This window comes from Corallococcus sp. CA054B (genome assembly GCF_003611625.1).
In the GTDB taxonomy this organism is placed as follows: Bacteria; Myxococcota; Myxococcia; order Myxococcales; family Myxococcaceae; genus Corallococcus; species Corallococcus coralloides.
Window position 1 is genome coordinate 104,705 of the sequence record NZ_RAVY01000002.1, and the last position, 17,841, is coordinate 122,545.

Consider the following 17,841-nt stretch of genomic DNA (forward strand, 5'->3'; position numbering starts at 1 on the left):
TCACCGCTGCGATGGCGCCGGCGTTCGCGGCTGCTGAGGGGCGGCGGGGCTGGACGGAGGCAGCACCTTCTCCGACTGGCCGAGGAGCCGGCCCAGCACCTTGTCCATGATGGAGCCCAGGAGCTTGTCGGCGGACCAGCCCGCGACGACCGCCAGCGCCATGAGCGTGAAGAACACGGCCTGTTCGTCGCTCACGACGATGTGGAAGAGGGCGGGGCTGGGATCCACTCCGGTGCTCCCCGTGCGCGTGTCCACGGACAGCAGCATGCGGGACTGCTCCAGGAACAGGAGCATCAGCGCCGCGAACGCGCCGATGACGGGCTTCACCATCAGGTGGTAGGCGAAGAAGCGGCTCGTCGCTCCCGTGGCGACGACGAAGCGCTCCTTGGACAGCATGTTGGAGATGATGGCCCCGGACGCCCCCGCGAAACCCACCAGCAGCAGGCCCCGGGGAATCAACTCACTCGGCCAGGTCTGGATCAGCTCCCGTGAGAGCAGCAGGAAGGAGATGACGAAGACCGCCAGGAGCAGCAGCGTGCTGAAGATCTGCAGCGTGACATTGATGGAGAGCTGCCAGAACGTCTTGTCCACCTGCTGGTTGACGGAGTCGAGCGCCCCGCGAAGCACGCTGCGGCAGTAGCGGTCCTGCTCCGCGTCGAGGGGCGGGTGAGCGGCGGCTCCGCTCTCGGACTCGTCCAGGCGGGTGAGCCCGTGCACGCACCGGGGCAGGGGACCGCTCGTCCTGTCCGCGCCGAGCCAGAGGCGGGCCCGCGAGTCCGTCACCCGGCGCTCGAACTGCTGTTGGATCTCCAGCGCCCGGGGCACCAGCATGGACGCGGGCATCACCATCAGCAGCAGCCCGTCCACTTCATGGATGAGCTCCCAGTAGGAGAAGGACCAGCGCCCCATGGGCTTGTCCAGGCACCACCGGGCGGCATCCAGCTTCTCCTGGCATTGCGCCAGGATGGTCTCGTCCTCGTCGGTGAGGTCCTTGCGGTGCCGGCACAGCGCGAGGAGCGAGGCGTTGCTCTCCACCCTGTTCCAGAGCAGCTGGGTGGCCGAGCCAAACCCCCGCCGCCGCCGCCGGAAGCCCACGCGCTTCAGCAGCTCCGGCAATGGAAGGTCTGGAAGCGTGTCGGTGGCCGCCATGAAGCACACATGGCCACGGCGCGAGCAGGAGACAACCCGCCGTGCCGCGCAGCGCGTCAATGTCATGCGTCACCACGCTTAGGCTGTGAGATTTGATTAGCTGGAACAGGTGCTGATACGCCCGGTGCCCCTCCACCCGGAAAGGTGCACCGCATGTCGCGTCGCTCCCGAATTGTCTCAAGATTTCTGTCTTCACCGCTGCTCGCGGCCACGTCGCTCGCGCTGGCCTGCGGGCCTGTCTCCGACGAGCCGCCCGCGCCCGTGGAAGCGCCCGCGGAGGTGGCCCAGCCGCTCGCGGTGGGCGGCTTCGCGGAGATGCACCACCACATGTTCGCGGAAGAAGCCTTCGGCGGCGGGTGGTTCCACGGCGGTCACACCGGCACGCTGGCGAGCTGTGACGGCGGCATGCCGGAGAGCGACCACGCGCGCGTCCGCATGGACCTGCGCGACATGCTCAACCTCTGTCCCAACTCCGGCAGCGTGAACCTGGGCGGCATCCCCATCCTGTCCGACGTGTTCGGCGTGGGCGGCGCGGTGGCGTCGGAGGTCATCGGCCAGGTGGAGGGCACCGAGGGCGACACCGGCCTGCACCTGGGCCGCATGGAGACGCCCACCCAGTGGCCGCGTTGGGACACCATCGCGCACCAGCAGGCGTGGGAGGGCTGGCTGAACAAGGCCCGCCAGGGCGGCATGTCCCTGGTCATGGTGTCGCTCGTCAGCAACGAGTTCCTCTGCAAGGCGCTGCCGTACCAGAACCTCAAGCGGCCCTGTGACGAGATGATGGACGTGGACGTCCAGCTCCAGATGGCCCGCGACTTCGACGCGCGCACGGACTGGGCGGAGATCGCCCTGTCGCCCGCGCACGCCCGGCAGATCATCTCGCAGGGCAAGCTCGCCATGGTGCTCTCCATCGAGTCCAGCAAGCTCTTCGGCACCAAGGACTGGCGCGCGGAGCTGAACCGCGTCCATTCGCTGGGTGTGCGCTCGCTGCAGCCGGTGCACCAGCTGGACAACCGCTTTGGCGGCGCGGCCCCGCACAACGCCATCTTCCAGGTGGCCCAGTTCCTGGAGAACTGTCACATCGACACGGACTGCGGCCTCACCGGCAACGGCTTCACGTTGGGCTTCGACGTGGACGCCAACTGCAAGAACACCAAGGGCCTCACCGCGGACGGCAAGGCGCTGGTCCAGGAGATGATGAACAAGGGGATGCTCATCGACATGGCCCACATGTCCGAGAAGAGCGTCCAGGACGCCTATGCCCTGTCCCAGGCGCGGACGTACTACCCGCTCTACATCTCCCACGGCCACTTCCGCGAGGTGATGAACCCGGACCTGGCCGCCAACGAGAAGACGACGCCGTCGTGGGTCATCCGCTACGTGCGCCAGACGGGCGGCATGTTCGGCCTGCGCACCGCGCACGACGAGACGCGCAACTACAACCGCACGCCGGTGGCCAACAACTGCCAGGGCTCCACGCGCTCGCTCGCGCAGGCGTACGAGTTCGGCCGCCAGGGCCTCAAGGTCAACATGGGCTTCGGCGCGGACCTGAACGGCTTCATCCAGCAGACGCGCCCGCGCTTCGGTGACTTCGGCGCGTGCTCCGCGGGCTTCCGCGCGGAGGCCGACGCCCAGGAAGAGCAGCAGCGCGTCTCCGGCCCGCCGCCGCTGGGCACCGACTTCGACGTGTACGGCCTGGCCCACGTGGGCCTGCTGCCGGACGTGGTGAGGGACCTGAAGCAGCTGGGCGTCAACACCACGGGCCTGGAGGGCTCCTCGGAGAACTTCATCCGGATGTGGGAGCGCGCCAGCGGCACCCGCACCGGCATGGCGGACGCGGCCAACGACATCGACACCGGCGGCGTCGACCCCTACGTCGCAAAGGCCACCCGTGAGGCGTCGTATCCGAAGATCTGCGGCAAGGCCTACGCCCCCAGCACCAAGCTGGTGTCGGAGACGTGCCGCTTCGACCAGGAGTGCAAGTCCAACCTGTGCAGCGCGTGGGACGACTGCGGTGACATCCCGGGCGTCTGCACCTGCTCCGCGGACTCGCACTGCGCCTCCAACCAGTTCTGCGGCTGGGGCACCAACGACGGCAAGTGTGTGAACAAGCGCCCCAAGGGCTCGCTGTGTTCCTCCGGCCGCGAGTGCCAGTCCGGCAAGTGCTCCTGGCTGATGTGCACCTGAGTTCCCCGCAATGAAACGGCCCCCGGGACTTCGAGTCCCGGGGGCCGGATGCTCCAGGAGGCTCGGAGGGCTAGCGCAGCTGCAGGAAGGAGAACGACAGGCCCTGGTGCGTCGCCACCAGGTTGCCGCTCAGGTCCGTCAGCTCGCGGTAGTTCGTGGTGCCGCTGTTGTTGGTGAACTCGCTGAACACCGTGCGGCCGTTCAGCTCGTACAGGAAGGAGCTGCCCGTGCTGGCCGGCAGCGTGTCCACCAGCGTCGCGTTGGTGCCGGCGGCCGGGTCGAGCTTCCACCACTTCCAGGCCACGGCGCTCGCCAGGGTGCGCGCGACCGTGTCCGGCGCGACCGGGTAGGCGGTCTCATCCAGCACGCGCAGGTAGCCCGTGCCGTTGGGGCCCGCGAGCAGCGAACCCGTGGCGCCGCCGTTCGTCAGCGTGCCCAGCTCCTTGAAGAAGTCCTTGTCGTAGGTGTTCGTCACCGGGTCGAACTTCAGCAGGCAGGGGGTGGGCACGCTGGGGTTGGTGCCGGACACGCGCTTCTCCGCGGCGCCGTACGCCTCCGTCGCCAGGTAGACCTTGCCGTCCGTGCCCACGATGCCGTCGCGCACGTAGCCGCAGCGATCATCCTTCACCACCATCGCGGTGTCGTTCGTGGTGTCCACCACGATGATGCCCGCCTGCTTGGTGACGGCGGCGCCCGCGCGCCAGCCCAGCGGCATCAGCACCTTGTTGGCCACGTGGATCGGGTTGGAGGCGAAGGTCGTCGAGCTCCCGGCGATGGTCATCTCCGGCAGCGAGATGCTGTTCGTCAGCGTCATGTCCTTCGGGTTCCAGATGATGACCTGCGAGTTGCGGCCGTCGAAGTAGTAGGCCTTGGTCTCGGAGACGAACTGGAACTGGTTCTGGTACTCGCCAATGGAGGTGACACCCTTGCCCGCGAAGGTGACCTCACCGGCCTTCTCCAGCGTGTTGCCGGCCGTCAGGTTGTAGCGGGTGACGGTGGCGCCTGCGCTGCTGGAGATGAAGATGGAGCCCGTCTTCGCGATGCCGGAGCCCAGCGCGCGGCCGTTGATCTGCGTGGCGTTGGTCGTGGACAGCGGCATGGCCGGATCCAGCGTCTCCGTCAGGACGATGTAGCTGGTGGAGTTGCCCTCGACGCTGACCTGCGCGACGAACGCGTACATCGGAGTCGTCGTGCCACCGTCGGTGTCCGTGCCGGCGTCCGGGGTCTTGTCGTCGTCGTCGCTGCAGGCCGCCGCGGTGAAGGCGAGCGAGAGCGTCAGGAGCAGACGCGCGGAGGCGCGGAAGAAGGGTGAAGGCTTCAAAGGACTTCCCTTTCAAGTGGGGTGGGGTGCGGCGAAAGACAGGAAGGCGGTGTTCAGCGCTCCAGCGTGAACTTGGCGGCGATGAGCCGCCCGGGGCGCTGGACCCCGTAGAAGTCGTAGGTCTGGGCGTTGGTGACGTTCTGGAAGTCCAACGTCCAGCTCAGCCGGGTCGTCATGTCGCGGATGACGTAGGTGAGCGCCAGCCCGTGCGTGAGCTGTGAATCGATGCCCAGCTTCTCGTCGTTGCCCAGCGCCTCCCAGGAGAGGAGGAAGTCGTCCACGTAGCGCGTGCGCCAGGTGACGAGCAGCTCGTCCTGGAACTTGAGCAGGCCAGACACCCGGACCTGCGCGCTGCCGTTGGCGGTCAGGTAGGGACGGTTGGGGATGCGCTGGTCCTTGAACTCGGCGTAGTTGCCCTCGCCAGAGGTGTTGCGCAGATCCTGATACGTGGCGTTGCCGTCCAGGCTCAGGTAGCGGCCCGGCGACGTCCACCCCACGGAGCCCATCGCGCCCAGCGAGCGGGAGCCGTAGACGTTCTGGTACGTGAAGGAGCTGCCCTGGCCAATCAGGATGATGAGCTGATCCGTCAGCCGGGCGAAGCCGCCCACGTTGGCGCGGAAGCTGCCGGCGCGGCCTTCCTGGCCCGCGTAGCCCAGCCCCAGGTTGAAGTTGTGGCTGGTCTCCGGCTGGAGCTCCAGGTTGGCGTCGATGAGGTTCCCATCACCGAAGAGCTCATCCGGGCGGGGCAGCCGCGTGGCCCACTCGTAGGAGGCCTTGGCGCTGAGCTCGGGGGTGATGCGGAAGCGCAGGCTGTCGCCCAAACCCAGCTCGTGCGCGGTGCGGCCCTGGTCCAGGAACTCCGCGCTGGCCAGCAGCTTCTGCGCCCGCACGTCCTGGAGGTAGTCCTTCACGAAGGCGATGTTCTGGAGCCGCCCGTCGATGGCGTCGAGCTGGTACTCCAGGCCCGTCACCAGTGACGTCACGCCGCGGGGCGCGGAGAGCGGATCCGGTTGGTTGTTCGCCTGGAGCCGGCGGTCCTCGCCCGTCCGCGCCACGAAGCTGGGCGACACCGCGAGCCGCAGCGTGTGCGCGCCGCCGGGCACGGGCGTCCAGGCGGCGTTGAGCCGCGCGAACGCGGTGTGCTGGTTGACGTAGCGCTCCGTGCCGCCTTCGGTGATCTCCCCGCGCTGGGGCAGCGTGAGGAAGCAGCGGCCATACCAGTCATAGGCGCACGAGCCGATGTCCAGGAACCGGTTGCGGCGGAACGTGTACCCGCCCACCGCGTCCACGCTCACGCCCGGGTCGTAGTTCCGCGAGTAGCGCAGCGTGCCGCCCGCGGAGCCGTCGGCGGTGGTCACCTCGCCGTAGGCGGACTCCATGTTGACGTCGTTCTGGATGTCGCGGCCGGCGGCGTTGAAGAAGCCGCGCACCAGCAGGCGCCGCGCCCAGGGCTTGTCCACGAAGCCCGCCTCCACGCTGGCCCCGCCAGCGCGGTAGCCGTCGTGGAAGCGCGGCACCTTCACGGGCACGGGCTTGCCCAGGTCGTTGGGCACCTCCACGTTGACGGGGTAGTCGTTGCGCGCGTCGTCGTAGAAGCCGTGCGCGCGCACCATCAGGCCGGTGGACTCCTGGTAGTGGCGGCCGCTCGCGGTGACGCGGTGGGTGTTGAAGGAGGCCAGCTCGTAGGAGCCCGCCACGGCCGAGCCGCGCACGTCCTGGTCGGTGACGAGCTCCACCGCGCCGCCCAGCACGTCCGCGCCGAAGCGGATGGGCACCACGCCCGTGTAGACCTCCATCTGCTGCACCAGGTTCACCGGCACGTTCGCCAGGCCCGGGCCGTAGCCCGCGAACTCCAGCGGAACGCCGTCGATGAAGAAGCGCACCTGATCATCCGACAGCCCCGCGATGGAGATGCGCGCGCTGCTGCCCAGGCCGCCCGTGCGGCGCACGTCCACGCCCTCCGTGCGCGCCAGCGCGGTGCCCAGGTCGGCGGACTCCATGCTGGCCTGCTCCAGCTCGATGACGTGCACGGCCTCCGCGGACTTGCGGCGGCGCTCGGCGCGCGTCTCGCCCACGGCGGTGACCTCGACGTCCTCCTGGTACTCGGCCGGGGCCTCGTCCTGGGACGCCGCGGCCTTGGGCGCGCTGGACAGTGCGGGCGGCGGCGTGGCGGCCACGGCCTTGGAGCGGCCGGGCAGCTGGAAGACATAGGTGTACGTGACGCGCGCGGGGGCGGGGACGCCGTTGCGCTTCGCGGGCGTGAAGCGGAACTGGAGCGCGGCGGTGCGCGCGGCTTCATCGAAGCCGTGGCCCACGGGCTCCATCACCTCCGCCTGCGTCACCACGCCCTGCGTGTCCACGCGCAGGCGCAGGCGGACGTTCGCCTCCAGCTGGGCGCGCTCCGCCTCTTCGGGGTAGGGCGCCTCCACGGTGTGGATCAACTTCGGCAGCTCGATGACGGGCTCCGCCGGAGCGGCCGCGGGAGCTGCTTCGGGTGCCGTGGGCGGCGAACCCGCCTGGGCCAGGCCACCGAAACAGATGGAAGACAGCAGGGCCGCGCCCACCCGGGACCGCCACCTGCGCTTCGCTTCGATCGCGATTATGAAAATGGTTCTCATTTTCAACGGCGCGACGTTTAGCCGCACGAAGTCTGAGCTGTCAAGGCTCCATGGCAAATCAGGCCGCGCGGTCCTGAGGGGTGCGCACGGTGGTGTGCAGGCCGTCCGCGACGCGGAACGCGAGCTGGAGCGACTGGTCCGCGTTGAGGCGCGGATCGCAGTGCGTGTGGTAGCGGTCGGAGAGGTCGTCCTCGGACACGTCGAGCGGGCCGCCCAGGCACTCGGTGACGTCCTGGCCGGTCATCTCCAGGTGGAGGCCTCCGGGATGCACGCCCTCCGCGGCGGCGACCTGGAGGAAGCCCATCACCTCCGAGAGGATCCGCTCCAGCGAGCGCGTCTTGTAGCCGTTGCTGGCCTTGTGCGTGTTGCCGTGCATCGGGTCGATGGACCACACCACGGGGCTGCCGTGGCGCCGGGTGGCGGCCATCAGCCGGGGCAGGCGCGCGGAGACCTGATCCGAACCGAAGCGCCCGATGAGCGTGAGCTTGCCGGGGAGGCCCTGGGGGTTGAGCGTGTCGATGAGGCGGACCAGGTCGTCCGGCTCCAGCGTGGGGCCGCACTTGAGCCCGATGGGGTTCTGGATGCCGCGCATGAACTCCACGTGGCCGCCGTCCAACTGGCGGGTGCGCTCGCCAATCCAGAGCATGTGCGCGGACGTGTCGTACCAGCCGCCCGTGGACTCATCGACGCGCGTCATCGCCTGCTCGACGTTGAGGAGCAGGGCCTCGTGGCTGGTGAAGAAGTCCACCGGGCGCACGGCGCCCTCGGACTCCGGCCGGTGGCCCAGGAGGCGGGTCAGGTCCGTGTAGCCCTCGCGCGCGAAGGCCCGCACCAGTTGCATCGTCTCCGCGGACTGGTGGTACGCGCGCAGCAGGCGCTGGGGATCCGGCGTGCGCTCGCGCGCGTCGAAGTCCATGCCGTTGATGATGTCGCCGCGGTAGCTGGGCAGCGTGACGCCGTTGACGGTCTCCGTGGCGTTGGAGCGCGGCTTGGCGAACTGGCCGGCGATGCGGCCCACCTTCACCACCGGGCAGCCGCCCGCGAACGTGAGCACGCCAGCCATCTGGAGCAGGAGCTGGAAGGTGACGCGCACGTTCTCCGCGGAGAACTCCTTGAAGCTCTCCGCGCAGTCGCCGCCCTGGAGCAGGAAGGCCTTGCCCTCGGCCACCTGTCCCAGGGCTTCCCGCAGACGGCGGGTCTCTTCGGCGTGCACCAGCGGCGGCAGGCGCGCCAGCTCCGCCTCCACGCGCGCGAGGGCGGACGGGTCGGGGTAGTCGTCGGGAATGTATCGGACCGGCTTCGCCCGCCAGGAGGAGGGGGACCAGGAGGTATTCGTCACGGGAGCGCCGTCACTTTCGGGGGCAGGATTCCCTGCGCGACGCAGGAGTCGAGGTAGCGATAGAGGAGGTTCCGGTCCGTGGGAGGGCAGCGGACGTCGGTGCCCTCCAGCGCGGCCAGCAGCCGTTCACAGCGGATGGGGCCCAGGCCGAAGGCCGGCGTGGAGTCCCCGCTGCGCAAGTCGAAGAACGCGAGCGTGGCGTCGTGGCCGCCGGAGCCCTTCGCGACGCGGTCGCGCCACTCCGGCACGTGGCACAGATCCAACGGGTAGCCGTAGTCGCGCACCCAGCCGAACAGCTCCGACAGGCGCACCTCCGCGGCGGGCGTCACGTTGAACACCGCGCCCGGATGCGACGCGCGCGAGAGCTGGACGATGGCGCTGGCCACGAAGTCCACCGGCGTCCAGACCTCGCCCACGTCCAGCAGCGGCAGGGCACGGACGGGCAGGCCCGCGAGCACGATGCGCCACACCAGGTCCTGCGTGTTCACGAGTGCGGTGTCCGGAGCGCCCACCACGCGGCCCAGGCGGTAGACCGTCGCGGGCAGGCCGCGCTCGGAGGCCTGTTGCACCAGCCGCTCCGCGATCCACTTGCTCTGCTGGTAGCCGTCGCGCAGGCCGGGGTGCGCGGGGACGAAGGCCTCCGGCACGTCCGGGGACAGGTTCGCCTGGGGCGCCACCGCCAGCGTGGACACGTAGTGGAAGGGCTTGGGGCGGACGGCGGCGGCCAGCTTGAGCAGCTCGCGAGTCCCGCGCACGTTGACGCCCTGGAGGCTGCCGTACTCGCGCACCACGCTGACGACCGCGGCGTTGTGGATGACGGCGTCGCACTCGGCGGCGAGCCCGTGGAAGCGCGTGGAGTCCAGGCCCAGCAGCGGCTGGGAGAGGTCCGCCGGCAGCGCGAGCACCCGCGCCTCCAGTCCCGCCAGGGGCAGCTTCTGGCCGGTCAGCGCCGAGCGCAGCCGGTCCATCGCCTGCGCCTCGTCCTTCGCGCGCACGGGGCAGATGATGCGCGCGTCCGTCCGGGTCAGGAGCTGGTGGAGCAGGTGCGCGCCGACGAAGCCGGTGGCGCCAGTGAGCAGGACCTGGCGGTAGCCCTGGCGCGGAAGCTCGCGCGCCCAGGCCTCGCCCGTCGTGGAGGGGACGACGTCCTCGTCCAGCTCCGCGTCCGCGAGCATCGCGGACGTGAGGCCGCCTGCCTCCGCGCCGCCCGTGCTTCCGCCCTGGAGCGCCTGCGCGAGGCCAGACACGGTGGGGTGCTTGAAGACGGTGGCCACGGGCACGTCGCGGCCCACGGCGATCCCCAGCCGGTTGGCGACCTGGATGCTCTGGAGGGACTGGCCGCCCAGCTCGAAGAAGTCGTCCTGGAGCGACGTGGCGGCGCGGCCCAGCACCTGCTCCCAGACCTCCAGCACCGTGCGCTCCATGGGTGTCGCGGAGGCGAGCAGCGCGGCGCTCTCGTCCGCGGGCATCGCGTTCTGGAGGGCCTTGCGGTCGATCTTCCCGGTGCTGGTGCGGGGCAGCCGCTCCGCGAAGGCGAAGGCGCCGGGCACCATGGGCGCGGGGAGCGCCGCGAGCAGGTGCTTGCGCAGCTCCGCGGGTGAGGGCTCCGGTGACGCCACCAGGTGCGCGCACAGCCGGCGAGACCCGCCCGGCAGCACCTGACCGACGACGGCGGCCTCCCGGATACCCGGATACTTCAACAGCACGGTTTCGACTTCGCCCGGGTCGATGCGGTGGCCGCTGATCTTGAACTCGTCGTCCACGCGGCCCACGAACACCAGCTGGCCGTCCTCGCGCACGCGTACCTTGTCGCCGGTGCGGTAGGCGCGGGGCGTTCCCTCCACCGCGTCCAGGCGGGTGAAGCGGGCGGCGTCCAGCTCCGGGCGGCTCAGGTAGCCGCGAGCGAGCGCGCCGCCCATCAGGCACAGCTCGCCCTCCTTGCCGGGGGCGGCCAGTCGTCCCTGCGGCGTGACGACCGCGGCGACGACGCCGGGCAGCGGGCGGCCGATGGGGACCTCGTCACCGGAGGGCAGGGCGTCCGGCCCTGCGATCTCCGCGACAGTGGCAACGACGGTGGCCTCGGTGGGGCCGTAGGTGTTGAGCAGGTGCACGCGGTCGCCCGCGACGTCCTTCCAGCGGGCGATGCGCTCCGGCAGCGCCGCCTCGCCGCCGATGATGACGGTGCGAAGCGCGTCGGGCAGCCGGGCGGCGCCGGTGGACAGGCTGTAGGCCAGCTCGTGCCAGAAGGCGGTGGGCAGGTCGAGCAGGGTGATGCCTGCTTCGGCGCAGGCCTCCATGAGGCGCGGCACCGACTGGAGCATCTCGTCCGTGCGCAGCACCAGCCGTCCGCCCGCGCACAGCGTGACGAAGATCTCCTCCACGCTCGCGTCGAAGTGGAGCGGGGCGAACTGGAGGACGCGGTCCTCGGGACCGACGCTGTAGCGCTGCGTCGCGCCCGCGACGAAGTGGGCCAGGGCTCCGTGCGTCACCTGCACGCCGTTGGGCTGGCCGGTGGAGCCGGACGTGTAGATGACGTAAGCGAGCCGGGCCTCAGCGCTCGACGCGGGCTCCGCATCGCGTGCTTCCAGCCGCTGGGCAGCGGGCACGACTCGCGGGCTGGCATGCTCCGTCGAATCCAGCGGCGAGGTGTCGGCCTGATCCAGCCGCTGCACGACGAGGACCCCCGGCGCGGTCGGATCCGCATCGGGCGAGGGGCGCTCTGACACCACCATCACGGCGGGCCGCGCGTCCTGGAGGATGGCCGCGTTGCGCGTGGCCGGGCCTGTCGGATCGATGGGCAGGTAGCCGGCGCCCGCGAACAGGATGCCCAGGCTGGACACGATGGCGTCGATGCCCCGGGGCACCTTCACCGCCACCGCCGTGTCGGGCCGCACGCCCGCTTCAGTCAATCGCGACGCCAGGGCCTGCGACGCAGCCACCAGCTCGCGGTAGGTCATCCGCCAGCGGCCGTGCTCCAGCGCGACCGCGTCCGGCCGGACGTCGGCCTGGGCCTTCAGCAGCTCCAGCACCGGGCGCACCAGAGGCACCGGCCCGCCATCCAGCACGGAGCCTGACGCGCCCGACGCGGAACGCCGCACCGGCTGCTCGGGCTGGGCGAGGAGCGACTCCAGCAGCTGGAGGAACCCGCGCTGGTGCTCCTCCAGCGCTGCCTCCGTGTAGCAAGCGGGGTTCGCGTCCAGGTCCACGCGCAGGGCCGTTCCGCCCGAGCGCGCATGGAAGCCGAAGGACAGGTCCTCCACCGGGCCCGCGGAGATGTTGTGCGCCGTGCCCGGCACGCCCGCGAAGTCCAGGGCGTAGTCGAACGGCATGATGTTGACGACGGGGCCGAACAGCTTGCGCTGTCCACCCACGAGGCGCAGGTCGCGCCGCAGCTGCTCATAGCGGTAGCGCAGGTGCGGACGCGAGGCCTTCATCTCCGCCGCCACGTCGCGGGCCAGCGCGTACAGCCCCGCGTCGGTCCGCACGGCGATGCGCAGCGGCACGATGTTCATGGCCATGCACGGCACGCGCAGCGACGCGGAACCCAGCCGGCCCATCACCGGCAGACCCAGCACGGCCTCCGGCGCGCCCGTGCGCTGGTGCAGGTAGATGGCCGTCACCGCGAGCACCAGGTCGGACCAGCTCACGCCCACCTGCTTCGCGCCCGCCTGTAGCGCCGCCATCAGCTCCGGCCGCAGGTATTCCGAACGCCGCACGAAGCGCGACGACATGGGCGCCGCCTCCGCGAGCAGCGGGGGCACCGGCGCGTCCTCGAAGCGCTTCACCCAGAAGTCGCGGTCCTTCTCCAGCTGGGCGCCGCTCCGGTACGCGACGTCCTCCTCCAACACGGGGCCCAGCCGGCTGAACCCCGCCGGCGCGACCTTGCCCATCACCTCCGCCGTGTAGAGCTCCGCCACGCGACGCGCGAGCAGCGAGAAGCCATAGCCATCCATGGCGATGTGGTGGATGCGCTGGAACCAGAAGGACCGCTCCGGCCCCACGGTGAGCAGCGCCTGCGCGAACAGTGGGCCCGTGCCCAGGTCCACCGTGCGGCCCAGGTCCTTCCACATCCACTCCTGCGCTGCGGCCCAGGGGTCGGACTCGCCGCTCAGGTCCACGTGCTGGAGCGTCCAGTCCGTCCCCGCGTCGATGCGCTGGACCGGACCCTCCGCGCCCGCGACGAAGCGCGAGTGCAGCGCGTCCGCGTCCGCCACCGCCTTGCGCAGGGCGGACTCGAAGCGCACGGGGTCCACGGCGCCGCGGAACTCAATGCACTCCCCGGCGTTGTAGACGGGGCTCTTCAGGTCGAGCTGTTGCCCCACCCAGATGCCGTGCTGGGCCGCGGTCAGCGGGCGGTGGTCCTGGGATGGGGGAAGCATGACGGGGAACTCCGGGGGAAGGGGGCCGCCCCGAGGGCGGGTTATGAGGCGCGAGCGCCGGGGGCCATCGCGACAGGCTGCTTCGCGGCGAGCAGCGCGTACCAGTCGGTGAGCGTGGGCTTCTCCGCGAGCTCCACGAAGGAGACCTCCGTGCCGCCCTGCCGCCAGCGCTCCACCAGGCTCATCAGGCGGATGGAGTCCATGCCGCGCTCGAGCAGGTTGTCGTCCTCGCCAATCGCGGACGCGGACTCCATCAGCAGCTCCGCCACGTCCGCGCGAAGCTGCTCGCGGTCCACCGCCGCGCCAGCGGCCTGCACCGGCATCGCGTCCATGAGCTGCTGCGTGGTGGTGACGAACGCCACGAGCTGCGAGGCGTAGTCGAGCGCCATCCGGTGCTTCTCCAGCGAGAAGTCCGCCACCGCGTCCGCGACGAGGAAGGGACGGATCTCGCTCATGGAGCCGTCGCTGGCCGTCTGGAGGCAGCCAATGTGCGCGTAGATGCCGCAGATGATGAGCTGGTCGCGGCCCTGCTCGCGCATCAGGTCCATCAGGCGCGTGTTGCGGAACGCGCTGTAGCGCCACTTGGTGAGGACGGTGTCGCCCTGTGCCGGGGTGAGCGCGTCGATGATCTGCTGCTTCGGGCCGGCGCGGACGCCGGGGCCCCAGAACTCCAGCTGGAGGCCGCGCTGCTCCGGCGTCTGGTCTCCCGGCTGCGCGGAGTAGACGACGGGGATGCCCAGCTTCACCGCGTGCTCGCGCAGGCGCTGGATGTTGGCCACCAGCTCCGTCACCGGGGACTGGCCCTGTGTGAAGGCGTCCACGAAGTAGCGCTGCATGTCGTGGATGAGCAGGACGCAGCGCTTGGGCTCCGGCGTCCAGGAGAGCTTGTTCCGGGGCAGGTCCGCCGCGCCGGGCATGGAATAGGGGGCAATGGCAGGCAGTGCCATGGAGGGCTCCTGTTTCAGGGAGAGGGAGTGGAGAGGGACTGGCGCAGGCTGTCGCGCAGCGCCTTCTTGCTGACCTTGCCGACGCCCGTCTGCGGGAAGGCCGCGACGAATTCGATGCGGTCGGGGATCTTGAATGACGCCAGGCCGCGCTGGCGCAGGAAGGCGTTGAGCGCGGAGGGGGCGGGGGCCTCGCCGCGGGGGATGACGACGGCGCAGGTGCGTTCGCCCAGGAACTTGTCCGGGATGGCCACCACCGCGACGTCGCTGACGGAAGGGTGGGCAAGCAGGTGGTTCTCCACCTCCTCCGCCGCGACCTTGTCGCCGCCGCGGTTGATCTGATCCTTCGCGCGGCCCTCCACCACCAGGTCGCCCTCCGGCGTCAGGCGCACCAGATCGCCCGTCCGGTAGAAGCCGTCCGAGGTGAAGGCCTTCGCGTTGTGCGCGTCCGCCTTGTAGTAGCCGCGGATGGTGTACGGCCCGCGCGTGAGCAGGTGGCCCGTCTCTCCGGGCGCCACCGGCACGTCGTCGTCGTCCACCACGCGCAGTTCGTCCGCGTCCGACATGGGGCGGCCCTGCGTGGTGACGATGCGCGTCTCCGGGTCGTCCAGCCGCGTGTAGTTCACCAGGCCCTCGGCCATGCCGAAGACCTGCTGGAGCCCGCAGCCCAGCGTGGGGCGCACGCGCGCGGCGGCCTCGTCGCTCAGCCGGGCGCCGCCCACCTGGAGGACCTTCAGGCTGGACAGGTCGTGCTTCTTCGCCAGCGTCGAGTCCAGCCACACCATGGTCAGCGGAGGCACCAGCGCGGTGACGGTGACGCGCTCGCGCTCGATGAGCGGGAAGGCCACGTCCGGGCTGGGGTTCAGCGCCATCACCGCCGTGCCACCCGCTTGGAACGTGCCCAGCACGCCGGGCGAGGACATGGGGAAGTTGTGCGCCGCTGGCAGCGCGCACAGGTACACCGTCTCGGCGGTGAACTGGCACACGTCCACGCTGGCGCGCAGGCTGTAGATGTAGTCGTCGTGCGTGCGCGGAATGAGCTTGGGCACGCCGGTGCTGCCGCCGGACAGCTGGAAGAACGCCACGTCGGAAGGCGAAGGGCCCACCAGCGCCTCCAACGTCAGGGGCTCAGCGGGCACGGAGCCGAGCGCCGTATGCGCACCCGCGTCACCCAGCACCAGCACGTGCTTGAGCGTGGGCGTGGCGGCCTTCACCTGCGCCGCGAGCCCCCGGTAGTCGAAGCCACCGAAGCGCTCCGGGATGACGTACGCGACGGCTTCCGTGAACTCGCAGAAGTAGCCGATCTCCGACGCGCGGTGCGCCGGCAGCGCGAACACCGGCAGCGCGCCCATGCGGAACAGCGCGAAGATGACCTCGTAGAACTCCGGCACGTTCGGCAGCTGCACCACCACGCGGTCGCGCGCGCGGATGCCCAGGGCGTGGAAGCCCGCGGCCATGCGGTCCACGCGCGCGTCCAGCTCCGCGTACGTCCAGCGGTGCGCGCCGCCCACCAGCGCCACGCGTGCCCCGAAGTCCCGGGCGCGGTCGCGCAGGAGCTGGCCGAAGGTCTCCCCGCGCCAGTAGCCGGCCTCGCGGTAGCGCCGGGCGAAGTCCTCCGGCCACGTGGGGCAGCCGGGCAGGTGTTCCCGTGAGGTGCTCACGGCTGCACCTCGAGGCCCAGGCCCATGGCCTGGAGCATGGTTCGGAACTTGGCCTCGGTCTCCGCGAGCTCCGCCTCCGGCGTGGAGCCCACCACGATGCCCGCGCCCGCGAAGAGCCGCAGGGTGCGCTCGTCGGCCTCCGCGCAGCGGATGGTGACGGCCCACTGACCGTCGCCGTTCGCGTCGCACCAGCCCACGGTGCCCGTGAAGTAGCCGCGGTGGAACGGCTCGATGTTCCCGATGGCCTCGTGCGCCAGCGCCGTCGGGTGGCCGCACACCGCCGGGGTGGGGTGCATGGCCAGCGCCAGCGTCAGCGAGGTGATGGACGGATCCTTCAGCTCACCCGTGATGCGGGTGGACAGGTGCCACATCGTCTGGGTGCTCACGAGCGACGGGCCCTTGGGCACGTCCAGCGTCTTGCAGAAGGGCCGCAGCGCCTCCGCCACCGCGTCGATGACGACCGCGTGCTCGTGCAGGTCCTTGGGCGACGCCATCAGCCGCGTGGCCCGCGCCTGGTCCTCCACCGGATCCGGGCTGCGCGCGGCGGAGCCCGCCAGCGGATTGGCCAGCACCTGGAGGCCGGAGCGCGCCACCAGCAGCTCCGGGCTCGCGCCGATGAGCGTGCGCCGTCCCGCGCCGGGGGCCGCGTCCGCGTGCTGCGGCAGGTCCACCGCGAAGGTGTACCCATGCGGGTTGCGCCGGGCCAGGTTGTGCAACAGCTGCCGCAGGTCCACCGGCGCCGCCGTGTCCACGTGCAGGGAGCGCGACAGCACCACCTTGCGCAGCGGGCCCTCCTGCATGAGCTTCAGCGCCGCCGCCACGCCGTCCTGGTACGCGGAGGGCTCCGGCACGGGCCGCAGCGTGTACTGACCGGCCAGGGGCGACCGCGCGGCAGCGGCCCCGTCGAACACCATGGGCCCCGCGCGCTGGAGGGTGTTGGGCACCACCAGGTGCGCGGGCACCTTGCCGTCGAAGGGCACCGCGCCCACCGCCACCGGGATGTCATGCGCCGCGTCCCGCGAGGCGTTGAGCACCGCGGCCACGCGCTCCGGCAGGCCGTCCAGCGAGTTCGCCCCGCCCGCATCCGGCACCGTGGCGAACACGCCGCGCGCCAGCATGGTGCGCTTGGGGGACGCGAAGAAGAACGCGCCCGCGTCGTAGTCGCGCAAGAGCCGCGAAGAGAGCGCCTCCTGCTCCGGCTCCCGCGCCACGGCCGGCGCGCCCACCACGCCGTCCACCGTCCGCGCGTCCGGCTGCCGTTCAGCGATTTTGGTATCAGGAATCATTCTCAACTCGGGGCGACTTGTGGGGGAGTTCAGGGGAGAGAAGGTGAACGCCGCGGGCGCGCTACACGCCCAGTGTGGCTCCACCGTCGATACACAAATCATGCATCGTGATGTGCCGGGCCTGGTCGGACGCGAGGAACACCACGGCGTCCGCGATGTCGTCCGGCGTGGCGATGCGGCGCAGCGGAATGCCCGTGCGGAAGGTGTCCAGTGAGCCCTGGATGACCCGCACGGGGCCGGATTCATCCGTCCACATGCCCCGCTGCATGGCGGTGTCGGTGGAGCCGGGAGACACGATGTTGCAACGGATGCCGTGCTCGGCCAGCTCCAATCCCAGACACTTGGTGAACATGGTGGAGGCGGCCTTGGACGCCGCGTAGGCCGCCATCTGCATGCGCGGCACGCCGGCCGCGTTGGAGCCCACCGTCACGATGGCGCCGGAGCGGCGGGGCACCATGTGCCGGGCCACCGCGCGCGAGACATGAAACACGCCGTGGGTGTTGACCGCGAACGTGGACATCCAGTCCGCGTCACTCTGCGTGAGCACCGAGCCCATGTGCAGGATGCCCGCCACGTTGGCCAGCACCTGGATGGGGCCCAGCTTGCCGTCGATGTACGCGATGGCGTCCTCGATGCCGTCCTTGTCGCGCACGTCCACCGGGAACGCGGTGGCCTTCAGGCCCTGCTGGCGCAGCTCCGCCACCAGCAGCTCCAGGCCCGCGGCGTTCTGGTCGAACACCGCGACGGGCATCGTGCGCGCCAGCCTGCGCGCCACCGCCGCGCCAATGCCTTGCGCCGCGCCCGTCACCACCGCGTGTCCCGCCGTCGAAGACATCAGCCGCCCTCCTGGATTGTTTGAATGAAAATGAGAACCATTCTCATCTTTCGGGCCGGGAAGTGCCATGGCCCCGAATCCCTGTCAAGGTGACTGATGCAGGGAGCCGCCCGACGTCTGGC

10 protein-coding genes are annotated in these 17,841 nt (G+C 70.6%); 1 reads left to right on the plus strand and 9 read right to left on the minus strand.

The annotated features are described in order from the left end of the window. Positions 1-1,149, minus strand: coding sequence for a hypothetical protein (locus D7V80_RS00920; protein WP_147446954.1), 1,149 nt, complete (start codon positions 1,147-1,149; stop codon positions 1-3). A gap of 153 nt (positions 1,150-1,302) precedes the next feature. On the opposite strand from D7V80_RS00920, the gene D7V80_RS00925 reads away from it, so the two are divergent. After that, positions 1,303-3,336 (plus strand): membrane dipeptidase, encoded by a 2,034-nt coding sequence (locus D7V80_RS00925; protein WP_120586369.1) that lies wholly within the window; start codon positions 1,303-1,305, stop codon positions 3,334-3,336. A gap of 70 nt (positions 3,337-3,406) precedes the next feature. Here the strand turns inward: D7V80_RS00925 and D7V80_RS00930 are convergent, their stop codons facing one another. The 8 genes from D7V80_RS00930 to D7V80_RS00965 all read right to left on the minus strand — a co-directional run bounded on the left by D7V80_RS00930 (position 3,407) and on the right by D7V80_RS00965 (position 17,719). Beyond that, positions 3,407-4,657: a hypothetical protein gene (locus D7V80_RS00930; protein WP_120586370.1), complete on the minus strand. Its 1,251-nt coding sequence runs from the start codon at positions 4,655-4,657 to the stop codon at positions 3,407-3,409. A gap of 53 nt (positions 4,658-4,710) precedes the next feature. Further along, positions 4,711-7,221, minus strand: coding sequence for a TonB-dependent siderophore myxochelin receptor MxcH (gene mxcH, locus D7V80_RS00935; RefSeq protein WP_233585054.1), 2,511 nt, complete (start codon positions 7,219-7,221; stop codon positions 4,711-4,713). A gap of 112 nt (positions 7,222-7,333) precedes the next feature. Beyond that, positions 7,334-8,614: a 3-deoxy-7-phosphoheptulonate synthase class II gene (locus tag D7V80_RS00940; protein ID WP_120586372.1), complete on the minus strand. Its 1,281-nt coding sequence runs from the start codon at positions 8,612-8,614 to the stop codon at positions 7,334-7,336. After that, the gene (gene mxcG, locus D7V80_RS00945; RefSeq protein WP_120586373.1) at positions 8,611-12,993 is read right to left on the minus strand and encodes a myxochelin non-ribosomal peptide synthetase MxcG; all 4,383 of its coding nucleotides are present in this window, start codon (positions 12,991-12,993) and stop codon (positions 8,611-8,613) included. The genes D7V80_RS00940 and mxcG overlap by 4 nt, the downstream gene beginning before the upstream one ends. Before the next feature lie 41 nt (positions 12,994-13,034). Then, a complete protein-coding gene (locus D7V80_RS00950; RefSeq protein ID WP_120586374.1) occupies positions 13,035-13,940 on the minus strand; it encodes an isochorismatase family protein in 906 nt (301 codons plus the stop codon). Between the two features lie 14 nt (positions 13,941-13,954). Continuing rightward, entirely contained in the window at positions 13,955-15,598 is a 1,644-nt protein-coding gene (locus D7V80_RS00955) for a (2,3-dihydroxybenzoyl)adenylate synthase (RefSeq protein ID WP_120586375.1), read from the minus strand. Continuing rightward, positions 15,595-16,986 (minus strand): isochorismate synthase DhbC, encoded by a 1,392-nt coding sequence (gene dhbC / locus D7V80_RS00960; protein ID WP_233585055.1) that lies wholly within the window; start codon positions 16,984-16,986, stop codon positions 15,595-15,597. The genes D7V80_RS00955 and dhbC overlap by 4 nt, the downstream gene beginning before the upstream one ends. After that, positions 16,946-17,719 carry a 2,3-dihydro-2,3-dihydroxybenzoate dehydrogenase gene (locus D7V80_RS00965; RefSeq protein ID WP_120586376.1) on the minus strand — a complete coding sequence of 258 codons (774 nt, stop codon included), beginning with the start codon at positions 17,717-17,719 and terminating at the stop codon, positions 16,946-16,948. Before D7V80_RS00965 ends, dhbC begins: the two co-directional genes overlap by 41 nt. Positions 17,720-17,841: the final 122 nt, after the last annotated feature.

What these genes read in the sequence shown, in the direction of transcription:
- D7V80_RS00920 (WP_147446954.1), bottom strand. Translation starts at nt 1,149, where the DNA reads ATGGCGGCCACCGACACGCTTCCAGACCTTCCATTGCCGGAGCTGCTG.
- D7V80_RS00925 (WP_120586369.1), top strand. Translation starts at nt 1,303, where the DNA reads ATGTCGCGTCGCTCCCGAATTGTCTCAAGATTTCTGTCTTCACCGCTG.
- mxcG (WP_120586373.1), bottom strand. Translation starts at nt 12,993, where the DNA reads ATGCTTCCCCCATCCCAGGACCACCGCCCGCTGACCGCGGCCCAGCAC.
- D7V80_RS00950 (WP_120586374.1), bottom strand. Translation starts at nt 13,940, where the DNA reads ATGGCACTGCCTGCCATTGCCCCCTATTCCATGCCCGGCGCGGCGGAC.
- dhbC (WP_233585055.1), bottom strand. Translation starts at nt 16,986, where the DNA reads ATGATTTGTGTATCGACGGTGGAGCCACACTGGGCGTGTAGCGCGCCC.
- D7V80_RS00965 (WP_120586376.1), bottom strand. Translation starts at nt 17,719, where the DNA reads ATGTCTTCGACGGCGGGACACGCGGTGGTGACGGGCGCGGCGCAAGGC.